General features: G+C 45.3%; 16 protein-coding genes and 2 pseudogenes. 12 read left to right on the forward strand and 6 right to left on the reverse strand.

All coding sequences use genetic code 11. The features are described 5' to 3' along the window. Positions 1 to 16: 16 nt before the first annotated feature. The 3 genes from P3L47_RS17550 (at position 17) to ybaK (ending at position 4,218) form a co-directional block, all read left to right on the forward strand. On the forward strand, positions 17 to 1,426 hold the full coding sequence (locus P3L47_RS17550) for an MFS transporter (RefSeq protein ID WP_129733480.1): 1,410 nt from the start codon (positions 17 to 19) through the stop codon (positions 1,424 to 1,426). A 175-nt stretch (positions 1,427 to 1,601) separates the two neighbouring features. Further along, a complete protein-coding gene (locus P3L47_RS17555) occupies positions 1,602 to 3,728 on the forward strand; it encodes a Tex family protein (protein ID WP_277781588.1) in 2,127 nt (708 codons plus the stop codon). Position 3,729: 1 nt separating this feature from the next. After that, complete coding sequence (gene ybaK, locus P3L47_RS17560) at positions 3,730 to 4,218, forward strand: Cys-tRNA(Pro) deacylase (RefSeq protein WP_122360047.1); 489 nt, start codon at positions 3,730 to 3,732, stop codon at positions 4,216 to 4,218. 65 nt (positions 4,219 to 4,283) lie between these two features. Here the strand turns inward: ybaK and P3L47_RS17565 are convergent, their stop codons facing one another. From P3L47_RS17565 to P3L47_RS17580, 4 genes and pseudogenes are all read right to left on the reverse strand, one after another. After that, entirely contained in the window at positions 4,284 to 4,451 is a 168-nt protein-coding gene (locus P3L47_RS17565; protein WP_277781589.1) for a hypothetical protein, read from the reverse strand. 35 nt (positions 4,452 to 4,486) lie between these two features. Further along, positions 4,487 to 4,954 carry a glucosaminidase domain-containing protein gene (locus P3L47_RS17570; protein WP_277781590.1) on the reverse strand — a complete coding sequence of 156 codons (468 nt, stop codon included), beginning with the start codon at positions 4,952 to 4,954 and terminating at the stop codon, positions 4,487 to 4,489. A 37-nt stretch (positions 4,955 to 4,991) separates the two neighbouring features. Next, the gene (locus P3L47_RS17575) at positions 4,992 to 5,441 is read right to left on the reverse strand and encodes an HU family DNA-binding protein (RefSeq protein ID WP_122360049.1); all 450 of its coding nucleotides are present in this window, start codon (positions 5,439 to 5,441) and stop codon (positions 4,992 to 4,994) included. Positions 5,442 to 5,723: 282 nt separating this feature from the next. Continuing rightward, positions 5,724 to 6,198, reverse strand: a pseudogene (locus P3L47_RS17580) (PD-(D/E)XK nuclease family transposase). A 203-nt stretch (positions 6,199 to 6,401) separates the two neighbouring features. On the opposite strand from P3L47_RS17580, the gene P3L47_RS17585 reads away from it, so the two are divergent. From P3L47_RS17585 to P3L47_RS17620, 9 genes and pseudogenes are all read left to right on the forward strand, one after another. Beyond that, the gene (locus P3L47_RS17585) at positions 6,402 to 6,626 is read left to right on the forward strand and encodes a DUF4248 domain-containing protein (protein ID WP_122360498.1); all 225 of its coding nucleotides are present in this window, start codon (positions 6,402 to 6,404) and stop codon (positions 6,624 to 6,626) included. 35 nt (positions 6,627 to 6,661) lie between these two features. After that, complete coding sequence (locus tag P3L47_RS17590; RefSeq protein ID WP_277781591.1) at positions 6,662 to 9,061, forward strand: DUF3987 domain-containing protein; 2,400 nt, start codon at positions 6,662 to 6,664, stop codon at positions 9,059 to 9,061. Between the two features lie 391 nt (positions 9,062 to 9,452). Next, on the forward strand, positions 9,453 to 9,746 hold the full coding sequence (locus P3L47_RS17595) for an HU family DNA-binding protein (RefSeq protein ID WP_277781592.1): 294 nt from the start codon (positions 9,453 to 9,455) through the stop codon (positions 9,744 to 9,746). Positions 9,747 to 9,748: 2 nt separating this feature from the next. Then, on the forward strand, positions 9,749 to 12,844 hold the full coding sequence (locus P3L47_RS17600; RefSeq protein ID WP_277781593.1) for a GLUG motif-containing protein: 3,096 nt from the start codon (positions 9,749 to 9,751) through the stop codon (positions 12,842 to 12,844). Positions 12,845 to 12,973: 129 nt separating this feature from the next. After that, the gene (locus P3L47_RS17605; protein ID WP_277781594.1) at positions 12,974 to 13,549 is read left to right on the forward strand and encodes a hypothetical protein; all 576 of its coding nucleotides are present in this window, start codon (positions 12,974 to 12,976) and stop codon (positions 13,547 to 13,549) included. Further along, positions 13,536 to 13,887 (forward strand): annotated as a pseudogene (gene tnpB, locus P3L47_RS23775) (IS66 family insertion sequence element accessory protein TnpB). The gene P3L47_RS17605 and the pseudogene tnpB overlap by 14 nt, the downstream one beginning before the upstream one ends. Positions 13,888 to 14,126: 239 nt before the next feature. Beyond that, entirely contained in the window at positions 14,127 to 15,539 is a 1,413-nt protein-coding gene (gene tnpC, locus P3L47_RS17610) for an IS66 family transposase (RefSeq protein WP_277781595.1), read from the forward strand. 253 nt (positions 15,540 to 15,792) lie between these two features. After that, entirely contained in the window at positions 15,793 to 16,065 is a 273-nt protein-coding gene (locus P3L47_RS17615) for a hypothetical protein (RefSeq protein WP_122360052.1), read from the forward strand. Beyond that, a complete protein-coding gene (locus P3L47_RS17620) occupies positions 16,056 to 16,373 on the forward strand; it encodes a type II toxin-antitoxin system RelE/ParE family toxin (RefSeq protein WP_122360053.1) in 318 nt (105 codons plus the stop codon). Before P3L47_RS17615 ends, P3L47_RS17620 begins: the two co-directional genes overlap by 10 nt. An 87-nt stretch (positions 16,374 to 16,460) precedes the next feature. Here P3L47_RS17620 and P3L47_RS17625 read toward each other — a convergent pair whose 3' ends face one another. Both P3L47_RS17625 and hisB read right to left on the reverse strand, forming a co-directional pair. Continuing rightward, positions 16,461 to 16,856 carry a lipocalin-like domain-containing protein gene (locus P3L47_RS17625; protein WP_277781596.1) on the reverse strand — a complete coding sequence of 132 codons (396 nt, stop codon included), beginning with the start codon at positions 16,854 to 16,856 and terminating at the stop codon, positions 16,461 to 16,463. A gap of 10 nt (positions 16,857 to 16,866) precedes the next feature. Continuing rightward, positions 16,867 to 17,994, reverse strand: coding sequence for a bifunctional histidinol-phosphatase/imidazoleglycerol-phosphate dehydratase HisB (hisB, locus tag P3L47_RS17630; protein ID WP_277781597.1), 1,128 nt, complete (start codon positions 17,992 to 17,994; stop codon positions 16,867 to 16,869).

Consider the following 17,994-nt stretch of genomic DNA (forward strand, 5'->3'; position numbering starts at 1 on the left):
AATTAAAACAAATATCATGATTGAACAAATTCACCAGAAACTGAGCGACTCAAAAGTAGCTCGATGGAGCGTACTCGCGCTCGTCGCATTTACCATGCTTTGCGGATATTTCCTCACCGACGTGATGGCCCCGCTTAAACCGATGCTGGAAGAACAACTTTCCTGGAACAGTACCGAATATGGCTTCTTCACGAGTGCCTACGGTTGGTTCAATGTCTTCCTTTTCATGTTGATCATCGGGGGTATCGTACTGGATAAGATGGGTGTCCGTTTTACCGGAGTCGGTGCCTGTATTTTAATGATTATCGGTTGTTCACTTAAATATTATGCAATATCCGATTTCTTTACCATGGAAGGTGAACTGTTCGGATGGAAAGCCCAGGTAATGGTAGCCGCCCTCGGATACGCGATCTTCGGTGTAGGTGTGGAAACTGCCGGTATCACTGTTTCCAAGATCATCGTAAGATGGTTCAAGGGAAAAGAAATGGCATTGGCAATGGGTCTCGAAATGGCTACAGCCCGTCTGGGTACCGCATTGGCATTGTCGATCACTGTTCCGGCATCGAAGTTCTTCGGTAGCATCTCCGCTCCTATCCTGCTTTGCCTCTGTATGCTGTGCATCGGCTTGATCGCTTTCCTTGTTTTCTGTGTAATGGACCGCAAGCTGGATGCTTCCATGAGTGCTGTCGAACAGGCAGAAGAGGAAGAACCGTTCCGCTTGAAAGATATCGGCCTGATCATCACCAGCAAAGGTTTCTGGTTGATCGCCCTGTTATGCGTACTGTTCTATTCTGCCGTATTCCCATTCCTGAAATATGCAACCGACTTGATGGTCAACAAATATAATGTAAGCCCCGACCTCGCCGGCAACATTCCCGCCATCCTGCCTTTCGGTACGATCCTGTTGACACCGTTCTTCGGAAACCTGTACGACCGTAAAGGTAAAGGCGCAACTATCATGATTTGCGGTGCATTGATGCTGATCGGTGTACACCTGCTGTTCACCTTGCCGATCCTGAACGAATGGTGGTTTGCCACGATCGTAATGATTGTACTGGGAATCGCTTTCTCACTGGTTCCGTCGGCTATGTGGCCATCCGTTCCGAAAATCATTCCGGAAAAACAGCTGGGTACTGCTTATGCCCTGATCTTCTGGGTACAGAATATCGGATTGAGCATGGTTCCACTTCTGATCGGATGGGTACTGGATACGTATTGCAAGATCGATAACGGTACGGGAAAACCGGCATACGATTATACGCTGCCGATGGCAATCTTTACCAGTTTCGGTGTATTGGCTTTGATTATCGCCCTCCTCTTGAAACGTGAAGACAAGATCAAACACTACGGTCTGGAGCAACCCAATATCCAGAGCGATGCCGATAAAGCACGTATCCTCGCAGAAGAAACGATTGCAGAGCCTTAATGAATTAAGGTAAACATAAAAAAGTCCCGGTATTTTACTCGAAGAAAATACCGGGACTTTTTGTATATGATACCCCGATGGGAAAGAGCTTTCGAACAGATTTTGCCCGATTTCCGAATGGTTATGCCATAAACTGTTTTATCTTTGCGTATCGAACACAAAGAATAAAATCTATATGACAACATCATTCAATACACTGATATCACAGATATTGAACATTCCTGCCGGACAAGTCGAAAAGACAATCGGCCTGCTTAATGAAGGGGCTACGATCCCTTTTATCAGCCGTTACAGGAAAGAAGTTACCGGGGGACTGGACGAAGTCCAGATCGGAAACATCAAAGATCAGCTGGATAAGCTCACGGAACTCCAAAAGAGGAAAGACACCATATTAAGTTCCATAGAGGAACAGGGAAAGCTAACTCCCGAACTCAAAAAACGTATCACAGAATCCTGGGACAGCACGGAGATTGAAGACCTTTACCTGCCTTATAAACCCAAGCGGGTGACTAAAGCAGAGATTGCCCGCAAGAAAGGACTGGAGCCGCTTGCCAAGATCATCATGATTCAAAATGAGCCGAATCTGTTGGATAGAGTAAAAAACTTTATCAAAGGAGAAGTAAAAAATGCCGCAGAAGCCTTGCAAGGGGCACGCGATATTATTGCCGAATGGGTGAACGAAAATGAAGGGGCACGTAACGCCGTTCGTAACTCTTTCTCCCACACAGGAATCATTTCTTCCAAAGTCATCAAAGGGAAAGAAGAAGAAGGTGCCAAGTACCGGGACTATTTCGATTTCAGCGAACCACTGAACCGATGCAGTTCCCACCGCCTGCTGGCTTTGCGGCGCGGGGAAGCGGAAGGCATCCTCCGTGTCAGCATATCTCCGGATGTGGATACGACGCTCGACCGGCTGAAAAGACGTTTTGTAAAAGGAAACAATGAAGTCTCGGACCAGGTCGCCAACGCGGTGGACGATTCCTTTAAACGGCTTCTGAAACCTTCCATCGAAACGGAATTTGCCAATTTGAGTAAAGCGAAAGCCGATGAAGAAGCGATCCGTGTCTTTGCCGAGAACCTGCAACAACTGTTATTGGCTCCGCCATTAGGGCAAAAACGAGTGTTGGGAGTCGATCCGGGTTATCGTACCGGATGCAAATTAGTCTGCCTGGATGCCCAGGGAAATCTGCTGCATAACGAAGCGATCTATCCTCACCCACCTCAGAACGAGAAGAATAAAGCTGCCGCCAAAGTATCCCAGCTGGTATCGACATATGCCATCGAAGCCATTGCCATCGGCAACGGGACGGCAAGCCGCGAAACGGAGCAATTCATTACCAACATCCGTTACGACCGGAAAGTTCAGGTATTCGTTGTCAGCGAGAATGGTGCATCCATCTATTCGGCATCGAAAGTAGCGCGGGACGAATTTCCTGAATATGATGTGACGGTACGCGGTGCCGTCAGCATCGGTCGCCGGTTGATGGACCCGCTGGCGGAACTCGTGAAAATTGATCCCAAGAGTATCGGCGTCGGTCAGTATCAGCATGATGTAGATCAGTCCGCGCTGAAGAAAAGCCTGGATCAGACAGTAGAAAGCTGTGTGAACAGGGTGGGTGTCAACGTAAATACGGCAAGCAAGCATTTGCTTACCTATATCTCCGGTCTGGGACCGACATTGGCACAAAACATTGTCGACTACCGGGCAGCGCACGGTCCTTTCCAATCCCGGCGTGAACTGCTGAAAGTTCCCCGCATGGGCGAAAAGGCTTTCGAGCAGAGTGCCGGATTCCTCCGTATTCAGGGAGGGAAAACACCGCTCGACAATTCTGCCGTCCATCCGGAAAGTTATCCGATCGTGGAGAAAATGGCAAAGGACTTGAAATGCACTGTAGAAGAGCTGATCACGAATAAAGAATTAAAGAAAAAGCTGGACCTGAAAAAGTATATCACCGACAAAGTCGGTATGCCGACCCTGCTCGATATTATGGAAGAGCTGGATAAACCGGGCCGTGACCCACGCCAGGCTATTCAAGTGTTCTCTTTCGATCCGACGGTTAAAACGATCGAAGATTTGAAAGAAGGACAGGTTTTACCGGGAATCGTGACTAACATAACGAACTTTGGATGCTTCGTCGATGTTGGTATAAAAGAAAACGGACTGGTTCATATCTCAGAACTGGCAGACCGTTTCATCAGTGATCCGACACAGGTCGTATCCATCCACCAGCATGTAAAAGTGAAGGTATTGAGTGTGGATCTGGTCCGTAAACGGGTTCAGTTATCTATGAAAGGATTGTAATATGAAGATTAACAAAACGAATGTAGCCCGGCTGTTGGACAAAGCGAAGATTGCTTATCAGCTGGTTCCTTATGAAGTAGACGAAAATGATTTAAGTGCCATCCATGTGGCAGAGCAGTTAGGAGAAAATATCGAACAGGTCTTCAAGACACTGATCCTTCACGGGGATAAAAGCGGATATTTTGTCTGCGTAATTCCCGGAGCCGATGAAGTGGATCTCAAAAAGGCAGCTAAAGTATCCGGAAATAAAAAGTGTGAAATGATCCCTGTGAAAGAGTTACTGCCTCTGACCGGTTATATCCGCGGCGGATGTTCGCCCATAGGCATGAAGAAACATTTCCCTACCTATATTCATCAGACGGCAGAACAATATGAAAAGATATATATCAGTGCCGGCCAACGGGGATTACAGGTACAGATTGCCCCGACAGACCTGATTCGCGAAGTAAGAGCGGAGAGTGCGGATCTGATAGCCGAAAAAGAAGAGTGATAAAAAAAGAAGGTGTGTCGAAAGTCAGCGCACCTTCTTCATAAAAGGGTCAGCGGAAACGTATCCTAAGGGATAGTTTCAAACAGAGGATCAGCCCGTGCCGGAGAAGACGGCACAGGACTCGGATAAGATTCGATAACATCGGGTGTTTCATCATCCGGTACAGGTTTAAAGTGAAACAAAAAGTTAAGCAAAGCCAGGATAAATTCGATGATTCGTTTGAATTTGGACATAAGAAAATGTTTATTAGAATGAATAATTTAACCTATCACTGAATAATCGCCATCACCGCCCGGATCGTCCGTTCGATACTGACGAGGCTAGTTCGGTAGACCTCGCGGTCGTCGCCATTGAGTTCGCTGATGTAGGGGCTGTAGGCAATCTCTTTAGCATAGGCAGCGATGTCGTCGCTCACCGACCAGGCGGAACGGTAGTTGTTACGGATCAGCCGGGCGAAATCGAGGAAAGAGTTCCCGCACGTATCGTAGCGGCGGAAATCCATCGCGTAATCGGCGGCCTTTATGGTCGTTTTCCCGCCATGCCAATACTCGTTGGCAGCTCCATAAGCTGTCAGACCGAAGAAGTTATTATATTTTTCCGACAGGTTACTGGTTCCCCATCCGCTCTCGAACGCCGCCTGCGAAAGGATAGCTACCGGATTCATGTTGAAAGCTGCTCCTGCCGACACGGCTGCCGGCAGGAGTTTTTTTACGAAATTGATTTGTTGTGCAACCATAGCTTTACGATTTACTGTTACTCACTTACAAATACTTTTACTCAATCACAGGGCGGTCGTCTTCACCGTCGCTGCCTCCGGAAGAAGAGCCGGTTTCCGCATCGATGCGTTCGAAGCTCACTTTGTCGAGAATCTCCTTCAATTCGACGCCCGGACGGAATACGATACGGGGCTTACGAATCAGAGCGGCTTTAAATTCCTTGGCAGTAGCCGTCCCCGTACTGCCGACGTTGATCTGAAAATTCCCGATTTCCCCCATCTGCACGATCTCGCCGCGCAACAGGGCATCTTTCATGAAAAACATCAAGCCGTCCAGCACCACTTTCACATCACCGGGCGAAGCCGTCGAATAGGCGGCGATCGACTGACACATCTGCTTGAAAGGCAGCGTACCGTTGTTGTTGACGGATGCATAATACTTTTGTGCTCCCGCAGGAGCATCTTTCGACAGGTCCTTACGTAAGACCAGTTTGTACCTTACTGACATAATTTTAAATTTAAGGGTTAGTGTTTTAATCAGTTGACAACTGACAGATGTAATCATATATATGTATAGAGGGCCTCGTATTTGATTACATTACAAAGATACGACACGGCAAGGCGCCGGGACGGTCATAGTCAGCCACAGGAGTGTGTAATGGGATATTTAATGGTAAAACAGGATAGAGTAATCCGATACCATATTAGTAACAGAGACAAAGCTATTATAAAGAAAACAAGGCAACCTCAAATGAAGCTGCCTTGTCTCTTTACATATTTATTGTGAATATCATAATGTCTGTATTTCCATCTCACTGAGGCCGGTCACCTCTGCGATTGTCTGAAAAGGAAGTCCTTTCTCTTTCATCGCCTTTGCCATCGAATAAACGCCTTCTTTACGCCCTTGAGCCACTCCTATTTCGAGACCTTCCTTTCGTCCTTCTTTCCGTCCTTCCTTTCTACCTTCTTTCCATCCTTTTTCCAAGCCCCTCTCTTCGGCATAGTCTATCGTATTTTTATAATCACGATAACGCTTCAAGGCTTCGTCATACAGGACACGCTCATCCTTGTTCAGATTAGCCACATCCGCCACTTCGAGCAGTTTGTCGAATACGGCCTTTTGTGCCTTGAAAGGCATTCTGTCTAATGTATCCATATGCTTCCAGCAGTTGATTTAAGAAATCGATTAATAACTCTTTGTGTACCTCCTGTCCGAAAATCCGGTGAAAACCGAAATCGGTGAAGGGATTGATAAACTTCCCCATAGCATATAAATTTTGGTCGCCGCCCAATAACAGGCGGTGTGACAAAGATATAGAATATTTCCTTCGGACAAAAAAGAAAACGGGTTATTTGTCCCGAGCAAGCAAAAAAAATCTTCACAAAACCATGATTTTCAATCTGTAAACTCTTGTTTTTCTCAGATTTTATCCTTACCTTACGTAAAGCAATCAATAATATAACGATCATGGAAGAAAAGCGAAATTACTGCCGTGTCTGGGCATTTTACGAACTCGCCCTGTGTTATTTCCCAGAATCGACACCTAAGAATGCCAGTGAGAAGCTGACACGATGGATCAGGCTTTCGGGAAACCTCAAAGAGAAGCTGACCGCCCTGGACTGGAAACCGGGGCAGAAACTACTTACCCCCAAACAGGCTATGTGTATCGTCAATCATCTGGGTGAACCTTAGCGAACCCAACAGTTTACAACTTTAGTGTATTACTTATGAAACAAAACAAAGAACAACAATTCTCCTGGTACGGCAGTCTTTACAAGACCAGGGAAGAAAAGAGAGTGACACTCAGCTGGCTCGATGCATTTATTAAAGGCAACTCTCTTCAGTTTATTACTAAAGAGATCCGGCGGCTAAGTGCCGAAGGTCGTCACCAGGAAGCCAAACGAACGAAACTGCAACTGCCCGCCATTGCCGTATCGGCACTCTTTCCCAACGAAAGACTGACGGAACAGGCTGGTGAGCATACCGGCTACGTGCTGGTGGACGTTGACGGCATGAAGACACCGGTTGCCGAATACATGGAGCAAAGCAAAGGCTTCCCCTGGCTGGCACTGGCTTATGTCAGTGCACGGGGAGCAGGCGTACATCTGATCTTCCGGGTGGAAACGGATACCGTGCATCATGCGGAGACCTGCCTGGCATTGTATGATATTGTTGAAACGACGCTGGGAGAAGCGGTAGACAGGGGATGCACCGACATCACGCGGACGAGCTTGATTTGCCACGATGCGGGGTGCTACTACAATCCGGAGGCAACGATATTCAAGATCAATGCCGTTGACACACCCTCTGCCCTCTCTCCTGAGGGGAAAAGTTACTCCACACGCCAGGAAGGTAACTCCGGACAGTGTAGGGAAAAGACGGAGACAAAGACAAATACGGAGCCGTTGACAGAGACGGAGCGACTGGACCTCTATCTGGACCAGGCGGACCGCGGAAACTGTTGGGTGAAAGGACAGCGCCATGCGCAGCTGGTCAGCCTGGCTTTTTGTCTGAACCGTGCAGGCTTCGGACAGCAGGCAGTCGAAAACGAATGCGTACGCCGTTATGCCGAACCCGATTTCGATGCGAAGGAAATCTGCAAAACAATCGCATCGGCATACGGCAAGGCACAGGCGGAGCATGGGGCAAACAGACGCGAAAACAAGGTGACCGGCGGCAAAAAGCTCGCCACTCTCGCCACTTTCGCCACTAAAGATACTGAAAAATACCCTCCTGTCGAAGAAGAAGAGGATATCGTTGTCAATCAAAACGTTACACCCACTCTACCCTATGTCGACAAGGACCTTTTCAATGCCGCTCCGGCCCTTTTGAGGGACATGATTCGTCCCGGTCTCGAAGGACGCCAGCGCGACATGGCGACGGTCTCCGCACTGACCATGCTATCCACTGTCATGCCTCACGTAAGAGGCAGCTATCATGACGGCACAATTGCACCCACGCTCTACCTCTACATCGTCGCACGTGCCGGCTCCGGCAAGGGAGTAATCAACGGGATGTACCAGCTACTCCGTCCCTGGCATTACTACGTACGCTCGAAATCGGCTTCGTATGTCAAGAAAAACAGGGAAGAGATAGAAGCGTACGAAGATGCCGTGGCACGAAGCAAGAAAAACGGAAAGCCGGTCATGATCACCCGACCGGAGGAAATTCTTCAGATGGAACTGAAAATTGCCGGCACCATCACCCAGGCGAAGCTCGTACAGCAGCTGAAAGCCAACGAACATTATCCCGCACTGATGCAGGAGTCGGAAATAGGTGTCCTGATCGAAGCCATCAACAACGATCATGGCAAATACACCTACCTGCTCAACCAAATTGCCCATCAGGAAATGATCGACCGTTCATCCATATCGGGCGGGACAGTGAGCTGCGACCGTCCGCTTATGGGACTGCTCACCAGCGGTACTTTCGGACAGTTTGCCCGTTTCATCCCGTCCGCCGACGACGGGCTCTTCAGCCGTTTCCTGGCTTACACCTTCAACGAGGCTCCCAAATGGAAACTGCTCACCAGCGAAGATGACAGCCTGAATGCAGACCGTTATTATGCAGAGGTTGGTGCCGCCATACTCGAAGCCGGTATCTTCCTCGACAATAACCCCACCTTCGTCCATTACACCGAAAAACAGCGAAACCGCATGAACCACCGTTTCTCCCGCATGTCGGAACAGGCACAGTTGTTCGGCGACGAAGACCGGCTGAGTGTTGTGCACCGTCTGGGACGTTCTCATTTCTGTATCTGCATGATCCTCGCCGCCCTGCGCAAAGTGGAGCGACAGAGCACCCTCGACGATCAGATCGTTTCAGATGTCGATTTCGACATTGCCATGATGTTTGTGCTCATGTTCCAGCAACATATACTCACATTGAGTACCATGTTAAAGCATGATTCAGATTTCACGCCCCTCTCCGATCCCAATATTTACGAACGTTTTTTCAATGACCTGCCCTCTTCTTTCAAAACCTCTCAGGCGAAGACCATCGGCGTGTCCCTGGGAATCCCCGAAAGGACCATCGACAGGCATTTGAAAAGATGGATAGTAGAAGGCCTAATCATCAGACTATCAGTCGGTAAATATCAAAAAAAGATTGATAAATATGAGGGGTGAAAATGAAATAACTTTAGTGGCGAAAGTGGCGAGAGTGGCGAGCTTTTGAAATACAAAACGTGAAAAAAATGTCAGAAACCGGAAGTATTCAATACAAAAAGGCTAAGTATTTCGGACAAAAAACGTAAGTATTTTCAAAATAAACCGCTAGTTTTTTACTAAAAGACATTTCGGAGAATGACTAAATTAATCGTTCCTTTAAATTAGTCACAAAGTTACGGGTTATATTTTTATATTCAAACTTATCACGAATAAACTTTGATAATCTTACTTTCTCTTGTTTTTCAATAATTTTCAAATCTTATTCGTTCAATTTTTTCCGGAAACTTTTATTTTTTTAGACACCTCGGAAAATGACTAGAAAAAAGGAACGTTTTTTCTAGTCATTCTTATGAACAAGCAACAATTAATCAACGAACTGACCCTTCAGACAGGGTTCACTCGCACTACAGTCCAAAAGGTTTTCGAATCTTTAACCGGTATCATCACCAACGAACTGAAGCAAGGTGGAGAAATCCGCCTGCAGGGTTTTGCTATCCTTTCAAGATGGTATCAGACCGAACGCCCGGCACGCAACCCCAAGACGGGTGCCCCTCATACCATCCCCGCACGTTTCTCCGTAAAGCTGAAACCGGGAAAACTACTTCTTGAAGAACTTAATAATACTCAAACTAAAAATAAATGATGATGAAAAAGAATTTACATCTTATCTCGTATCGTCTGTTAATAACAATAGCGTTTCTATGTTTCTTCTCCAAAGGGATGCGGGCAGATGATACCACACCGGACACATGGGAAAACCTGGCAAGCGAACCTGCGAACTGGAGTACTTCCCCTTACTCCACCGAAATATCTATATCTTCCGCAGCCGAATTAGCCTGGGTGGCGAAAATGGTAAACAACAATGAAGATACTGGAGATTCCGGCAAAAAAGGGTTTGAAGGAGTAAAGATAACGCTTACTAAAGAATTGGATCTGACAGGACACAATTGGATACCGATCGGTAAAACAAAAAACTATCCATTTAAAGGAACTTTTGATGGGAAAAACTCCCTCATTCAAAACATGAATATATCGACCGAGTTTGCAGCCGGATTATTCGGACATGCCAAGAATGCCAAAATAGAAAACGTTAATCTGGAACAATGTAGTATTGAAAAGAAACACAATACAAATGATGCCGGCAGCTCCGATATTTATGCAGGATGTGTAGTCGGATACAGCCAACTCTCAGAAATCAACAATTGTTCTGCCAAAGGATCTTTGACTTATCTGAAGGCACAAGGAGGCTACATGGGAGGTATCACCGGATACAATTTCGGAGGTAGCATTGATGGTTGCGTTTTTGAAGGTTCATTAAAATCCACAGCAGGCGACTTTCCCAATACATCTTCGACTTTTATCGGAGGTATTGCGGGAAACAACAAAAGCAACCAAACAGACATTGGTACCATAAAAAACAGCCAAACACATAATACGACCATTGTATCAGAGTATGGACATGCCGGAGGAATAACAACGATAAACGAAGGTTATATCAAAGATTGTTCCTCTGAAGGCACAATTACGATTACAACAGCTGCAACCAATTACGGGATCGGAGGAATAGCCAGTTGCACATCTTCAGGCACAACTACCGAGTATTCAATTGAAGGATGCACCTCCTCTTGCAATATTGAAGTGAAATATAAAATAAGTAGTTCGAACAAGTCTACAGATATTAATACCTATTCCAAAGTTGGAGGTATTGTCGGATGGCATGATCTCAAGATCAAACCCATCTTTAAATGCACAAGTTCCGGAACTATTTCAATGGAGTTAATAACCGATACCCCTCAGACTGACCTGAACGGAAATAGCTGTTATGCCGGAGGAATAGCCGGATATAGTCAAAGTAATATTATTGATTGTGAATCATCCGCCGATATACAGGCTACAGCCAGTTTTACCAAAACGAGTGTTTATGCCGGAGGAATCGCCGGATATATATCTAAACCCGTAACGAATTGCATTGCTTCAGGTAGTTTGACTACCAACGGATACTATAATTATAGCGGAGGTATAACAGGATACAGCTTTGCAACTATCACTAATTGTCAAGGTAGTGCCTCCATCACAGCGACTGGAACAAATTGTTATGTGGGAGGTATTGCCGGTAGAAATTATGAAAATGTAAAGAATTGCTTTTCTACAGCCCATATTACTTCAGAAGGAGGTAGTAATTATACAGGAGGCATTGCCGGGTATAATAACATATCTAGCCCTTATACAGGAAATATTCAAGACTGCTATACAACAGGGAATATTACATCAGCCAATGATGGCCAAAAACAGATTGGCGGTATCGCTGGATATAATAAGAGTTCAATCCTGAATTGTTATGCAACAGGAAAAATAGAAGCGACAAATTCGAGTACTCAGAGTTACGTTGGTGGCATTGCCGGAACAAACTATGCCTCTATAGAAAAATGTGTTGCACTAAATACAGCCGGAATCTCAAACAGTACCGCTAATATTGGTCGCATAAATGGGTATATTAAGACAGGAACAGCTACTACCTCTAATAATTATGCCCATTCAGAGATTCCCGGAGAATGGGACACTAGTAATACAAACCTGAATGGCAGCGACTGGGACGAAACAAACTATCCTTTCGCATCATCAGATGCCTGGAGTTTCACAGACAACCAACTGCCTAAACTGAAAAAGATCAACGCAGACGGAATATCTTACAGCGATATGGTTGCCAACCAACCGGACATTCCTCTCATAAATCTACAATACTTCACCATTACAATCAACTCTTTGGTGAATGGGACACTAACAGTTAGCACTGCAGATGGCACCTCCTATTCATCCGGAAAAAAGGTACAAGGCGGAACCGAACTCACCATCACAGCCACTCCCGAGGATATTTACCAGCTGGACAGGATAACGGTAAATGATCAACCTTTCACTTCCGGCACTACATTGATCGTATCGGAAGACATCACAATCTCCGCTACCTTCATAAAACTTCATACCGTCACTATCGACAATCCGGAGCACGGAACGATCACTGTTGTCGATCAAGCGTCAAAGACAATAAACACCAATGATCAAGTGCCGGAAGGAAGCGTACTTACCATTACTGCCACCCCAGAGGATACCTACCAGCTGGACGAACTAACGGTCAATAGCACTTCTTTCGCCTCCGGAACGACATGGACTGTATCGGAAGATATCACAATCTCCGCAACCTTCAGTAAAACGTCGAAACCCGACCCGAAACCCGAGCCCGATCCAACACCTGTTCCTCCGATCTACCATACCGTCACCCTCCCTCAAGTAGAAGGAGCAACCACCGACCCTGTAGCCGGCCAGTACGAAGTAGAAGCCTGGAGCAGTTTCCGTTTCTACCTGACACTCGACAAGGAATACGACCAGTCCTCTCCCATCGTCACCACCGACCGGGGCGAAACGATCACCCCACGTTCAAGCGACGGTGCATACATTATCAAATATGTACGCCAACCTATCGCGATCAGTATCGACGGTATCGTCCGCAATCCCGACCCGGTTGCCAACGAAACAATCAGCACAAACGAGACGACTGTCCGTGCAGAAGGCGCTTATCTACATCTCCACACGTCCCATCTCGAAACGGTATTCATCTACACGTTCAACGGGACACTCTTACATAAATACGACAACCTATCGGGAGATAAGTCTCTTTGGTTACCGCAAGGCAATTATATTGTCATAGCAGGAAATAAGAGTTTCAAGATACAGATACAAAAATAACACGAGGACACCCTAACGAGGCAAGCCTCCATATAGAAAAAGCCTCAAAAGAATTATTCGTATAACCATCCGCGATAGCGTATTGTAGCCTGCCTGTAGAAATATTAACCTTGCCATAAAAATAAAATTATGGATAAAGTTAAACTCTACAGGCAGGTTTTTTCTGCTTTTAAAGAACTATGTGCTTCAGGAAAGCAACCAGGTTCATTTAGTGATTATTGTCGGGAACATGGGGTGTCTCAATGTCAAATGCCAATTGTTCTCAAGGGTGAATTCCAACAGGTACAAACTATTACAGGATATAGAAGACTAACAGGGAAAGGCCTCCTTTACTCTCAAATTTACGATGATTTTAAAGAACTGTGTGCTGAAGGAAAACAACCGGGAACATTCCAAAGTTTTTGTGACAAACATGGAGTAACCCGTAAGCAAATACACAATTATCTTAACTCCCACAAACTAAAGGTTGTCGGTTTGCCCGGATACTCGGAACCGATAGGGCATAAACGAGAACAATACCAGGAAGTACCTTTTGAAGACATTATCTTTGAAGAAGCAGGTTTTCTTCCCTCCACCCTTGACCGTGTTATAACAGTGAAAGTGGATGGACACGTAACTGTCAGTTTTCCCTCTGACACAGATATTGATGTTATAGCAAAGTTTGTCGACAGGACAAGAAAGGAGGCAGGTTATGTGGGGGCTTGAACAGGGTTTGCGATTATGGGTATGCCCATCTCCGGTATCAATGCGTTATGGTATACGCGGACTGACACAAAAGGTGTGGTCATGGAAAGGCCATTCACCTGCCTCGGGTGATGTTTATGTGTTCACGTGACCGCAAGACCATGAAGGCTTTAAGATGGGATGGCGATGGATTTTTAATGTACACTAAAAGATTGTCGCAAGGGCATTTCAGAGAAGTCGCCAAAAAAGATGATACGAGTGTTCGCCGGCTTCAGTGGGACGATTTTTATATGTTGATGAGAGGTCTGACGCCTGTAAAGGTTACAGTCGAAAGTCGCTTCAGAATGGCCGTTAAATAGTATTTAATGTATTGACAATCAGCAATAATAACACCTATTAAAGTTGCCTGTATCAGATATTTTTCATATCTTTAGAGTATGAAAAAAGATGAACTGATAGAACTGTTACAACGCCAAATCGACTTTCTTCAAGGGAAGTTAGATGTGGCACTGAGTTCTGTCAGTTCGCTTACTTTAACAAATGAAAACTGATTGCAACCGTAGAAGAACTGCGCAAACAGATAATCTCGCTGGAGGATGTGGTCAAAGGAAAAGGTGCAGAACTAAGCAAAGAGAAGGCTGCACGTAAAGCGGTGCAGCGTTTACAAGGTTCATCCTCTGAAATGCAGGCAAAACCGATAGAAGCTGTTGCCGGGCAGACAGAGCAGAAGCCTCAAAGAAAACGGACTAATAATGGTGCTAAAAGAAAAACTCATCCGGAGTGTAAGGTTGAAATTATCGAGGTTGAGCCTGACACTCCTGACTTCAGAGCTGAGTTGGCTACATTTATCGGAACATGTGAGGTGGTACGGTATGAAATGATACCAACACGCTTTATCAAGAAAATATACAAGATAAAGAAGTATGTTCAGGATGACAAGGTCTTCAAAGGAATGGCACCTGTAGCGCCTCTTTTCAACTCTCAGTATACGGCATCTTTTATAGCCGGACTCGCGGAACTGCGCTATCTACATGGAATGCCACTTGAGAATGCAGTCGAATACTTCCGTGCACACGGCTTTGATCTTGACAAGGGTACCGCACAGAAACTTGTCAGCAAGACAAAGGTGCAACTGGAAAATCTGTATAAGGCTCTTGCTAAAGCCATACTTGATGACAATTATATCTGTGGTGATGAAACATATCAAAAAGTGCGACTTCAGGTAGCTACTCCATCGGGAAAGAAAATCAAAAAAGGATATATATGGGTATTCGTCGGTATGACCACAGGTCTTGTTTTCTTCTTTTATGATGACGGCTCACGCAGTGCTGAGGTGTTTGAACGCCAGATTAAGGGCTTCAAAGGAGCCTTTCAATGCGATTATTACTACGGCTATCGCAATATCGGCATCGGTGAGATGACCGGAATAAAACGACTGCCATGTCTTCAGCATATAAAGCGCAAGTTTCTTGATATAAAGGATAATAGTCAAGCTCAGGAAATAGCAAAACTCTTTGGTTTGCTGTATCACTTTGAGCACATGCATCGCATCGGTAAAGATGGATGGACAGAGAACACACACATTCAGTGGAGACAGCGATACTCAAAGGTGATACTTGAGAAAATCTACATGAGGCTAATTGCTGCAAAAGACCGTACTGGCATACCACCCGATGACCCTTTGCTCGCAGCTACTAATCACGCTCTTAAACAATGGCATGAGATACCGTTGATTTTTGCATCACCGACATATCGACTTGACAACAATGAAGTGGAGCGGATCAATCGCTACATATCCCTGACGCGCCGCAGGTTTACAATAGGCTCCCACACAGGAGCCGAAGCTGCTGCATTGTATCACTCGTTGGCAATAACATGTCACCGATGTGGAGTTTATGTGTTTGATTACTTCTGTGACATCATTGACAAATGTGCTGCATGGGCACCAAACACTCCCATAGAAAAATATCGCGATTTACTGCCTGATCGTTGGATACATACGCAAAAATAGCCGTCCAAATAAACTGGACGGCTATTTTTTATTGCCTTATCTGCTATCGCGGATGGTTATACAATTATTCATCTTTTGAGGCTTTTCTATATATGATATTATTGAAGTTTGACTATTTTAATACCATCATTACTTAGTTTCTGAACCGGCGTTCCTTCCGATATTGAAAACAATTTCTATCTTTGCAATACTATTCATCGAACAAATAGATCAGATAGAATAAGGCTAATACAAACCTTAAAAGAGAATTAAAATGGATGCAAATATGAGACTGGATGCAGATAAAATAGAATTAGCGAAAGCAATCCTATCTATCACAAGTAAAGATGTTTTGGATAAAGTCAAAAGCCGGTTGACAGATATTCTGGATTTCCATGAAAAGGAAGAGCAACTTACGCCATATACCTTGGAAGAACTTCATGCCCGTATCGACCACTCTATTGCAGAGTTAGATGCAGGAAAAGGTATTCCCAGTAGCGAGGTTTTTCATAAAATGGAACAAAAATATCCTTGGCTATGCAAGTAATATGGTCTCCTGACGCAGAAAAAGAACTTAACGACCTTGTCGAGTATTGCCTTATTACATTTGGGAAACGAACAGCAAGCAACGTTTATCAACGAATCAGGCATTATGAAATACTTTTAGCCCAAAACCCTTTAATGGGAAAATACGAAATATTATTAGAAAAATACCCGCAAGGATTTCGTAGTATTGTGGAGCACAGCCATTATAAACTCATTTATTTTATCGACAAACAAAAAAATATAATTAATATCGTTGATATTTGGGATACACGCCGTGCCCCTGAAAATCTTGTTAATAGGTTGAAGTAGATCCTTTTCACTTCAACCTATTAACCTTTGCTACATCCGTCAGTCTCACACAGCCTGTTGCACCCAGTTGCTCCAATATAAGTAAATTCAGAACTTTCTAAATATATACCTTTTCCCTTCACTATCCAGAATAAGCTGTTTTCCGCTCAGTTTCTCGATAGTAAATACACGCGTTTTGGAGTTCCAATCCGTATAGGGCAAAAACTTGTCCAAGGTATTCGGATTGTGTTCCAATTCCAATGTCAACTTGTTTTCATCCACCGTATTGTAACCATAACGGTAAAGAACAGAGTTGGAATCAGGCTGATATATCTGATACATAAACAGTATATTCTGAAAATTATAAAATACCGTATCAGCCTGTATCACTTCTCCGTTCGCCTCCACCTGCTGCAGTTGCCATTTGCCTTCCAGCTTGTGTTCCGTATCATTATTACATGCAGCCATCAAGATTGCAACAGCGGCTATTATCCAGTATTTCATTCCTTTCATATTATAACAAACCTTTTGTACTTGGTAGTTCATATTTATAAATATCACGACGTATAGCCATTTTCACAGCCCTTGCCAAAGCCTTGAAAATACCTTCTATCTTATGGTGTTCGTTCGTTCCTTCCGCTTTAACATTCAGATTCATGCGGGCGGCATCACTCAGGCTCTTAAAGAAATGAAGGAACATTTCCGTCGGCATATCTCCCACCATCTCACGGTGGAACTCAGCGTCCCAGACCAACCACGGACGTCCGCCGAAATCGAGGGCTACGCTACACAGGCAATCATCCATAGGCAGACAATAGCCGTACCGCTCAATACCGCGCTTATCGCCCAGGGCTTTCAGCAATGCCTCTCCAAGAGCGATCGCCGTATCTTCAATCGTATGATGTTCGTCGACGTTCAGATCACCCTTTACACGTATAACCAAATCCATACCGGAATGTTTTCCTATCTGGTCCAGCATATGGTCAAAAAAACCTAATCCGGTCGAGATTTCAGTCTTTCCGTTGCCGTCGAGATTTACTTCGACATAGATATCCGTCTCTTTGGTGGTGCGCTGTACGACGGCACGACGCTCACCGGCAAAAAGAAATTCGGTCACCTTATCCCAGTCATCCGTTATCAGGACCGGCGACAGGGATGGATTCTCGGCCTGCAACTGCGACGCCTCTTCGTCGGCAGGACGCAGCCAGATGCCTTTCGCCCCCAGGTTCACAGCCAGTTGCATATCCGTCAGGCGGTCACCGATCACATAACTGTTTGCCAGGTCATATTCACCGGTCAGATAGCTGCCCAGCATGCCGGTACGCGGCTTGCGACCCGGCGAATTATCTTCCGGAAAGGAACGGTCGATCAGGATATCGTCAAAAACAATCCCCTCGCCTTCCAGTGCCTTCAACATTTTAGTATGAGCCGGCCAAAAAGTATCTTCCGGGAAAGAAGACGTTCCCAATCCGTCCTGATTTGTTACCATGACAAACTCGAAATCCAGTTGCTTACGTATGAAATATAAGTTACGGAACACCTTCGGGTAGAACTCCAGCTTCTCCAGGCTATCCAGCTGGTAATCTACAGGAGGTTCTATCACCAAAGTTCCGTCTCTATCGATAAAGAGGGCTCTTTTCAT

This window comes from Parabacteroides chongii (assembly GCF_029581355.1).
Taxonomy (GTDB): Bacteria; Bacteroidota; Bacteroidia; order Bacteroidales; family Tannerellaceae; genus Parabacteroides; species Parabacteroides chongii.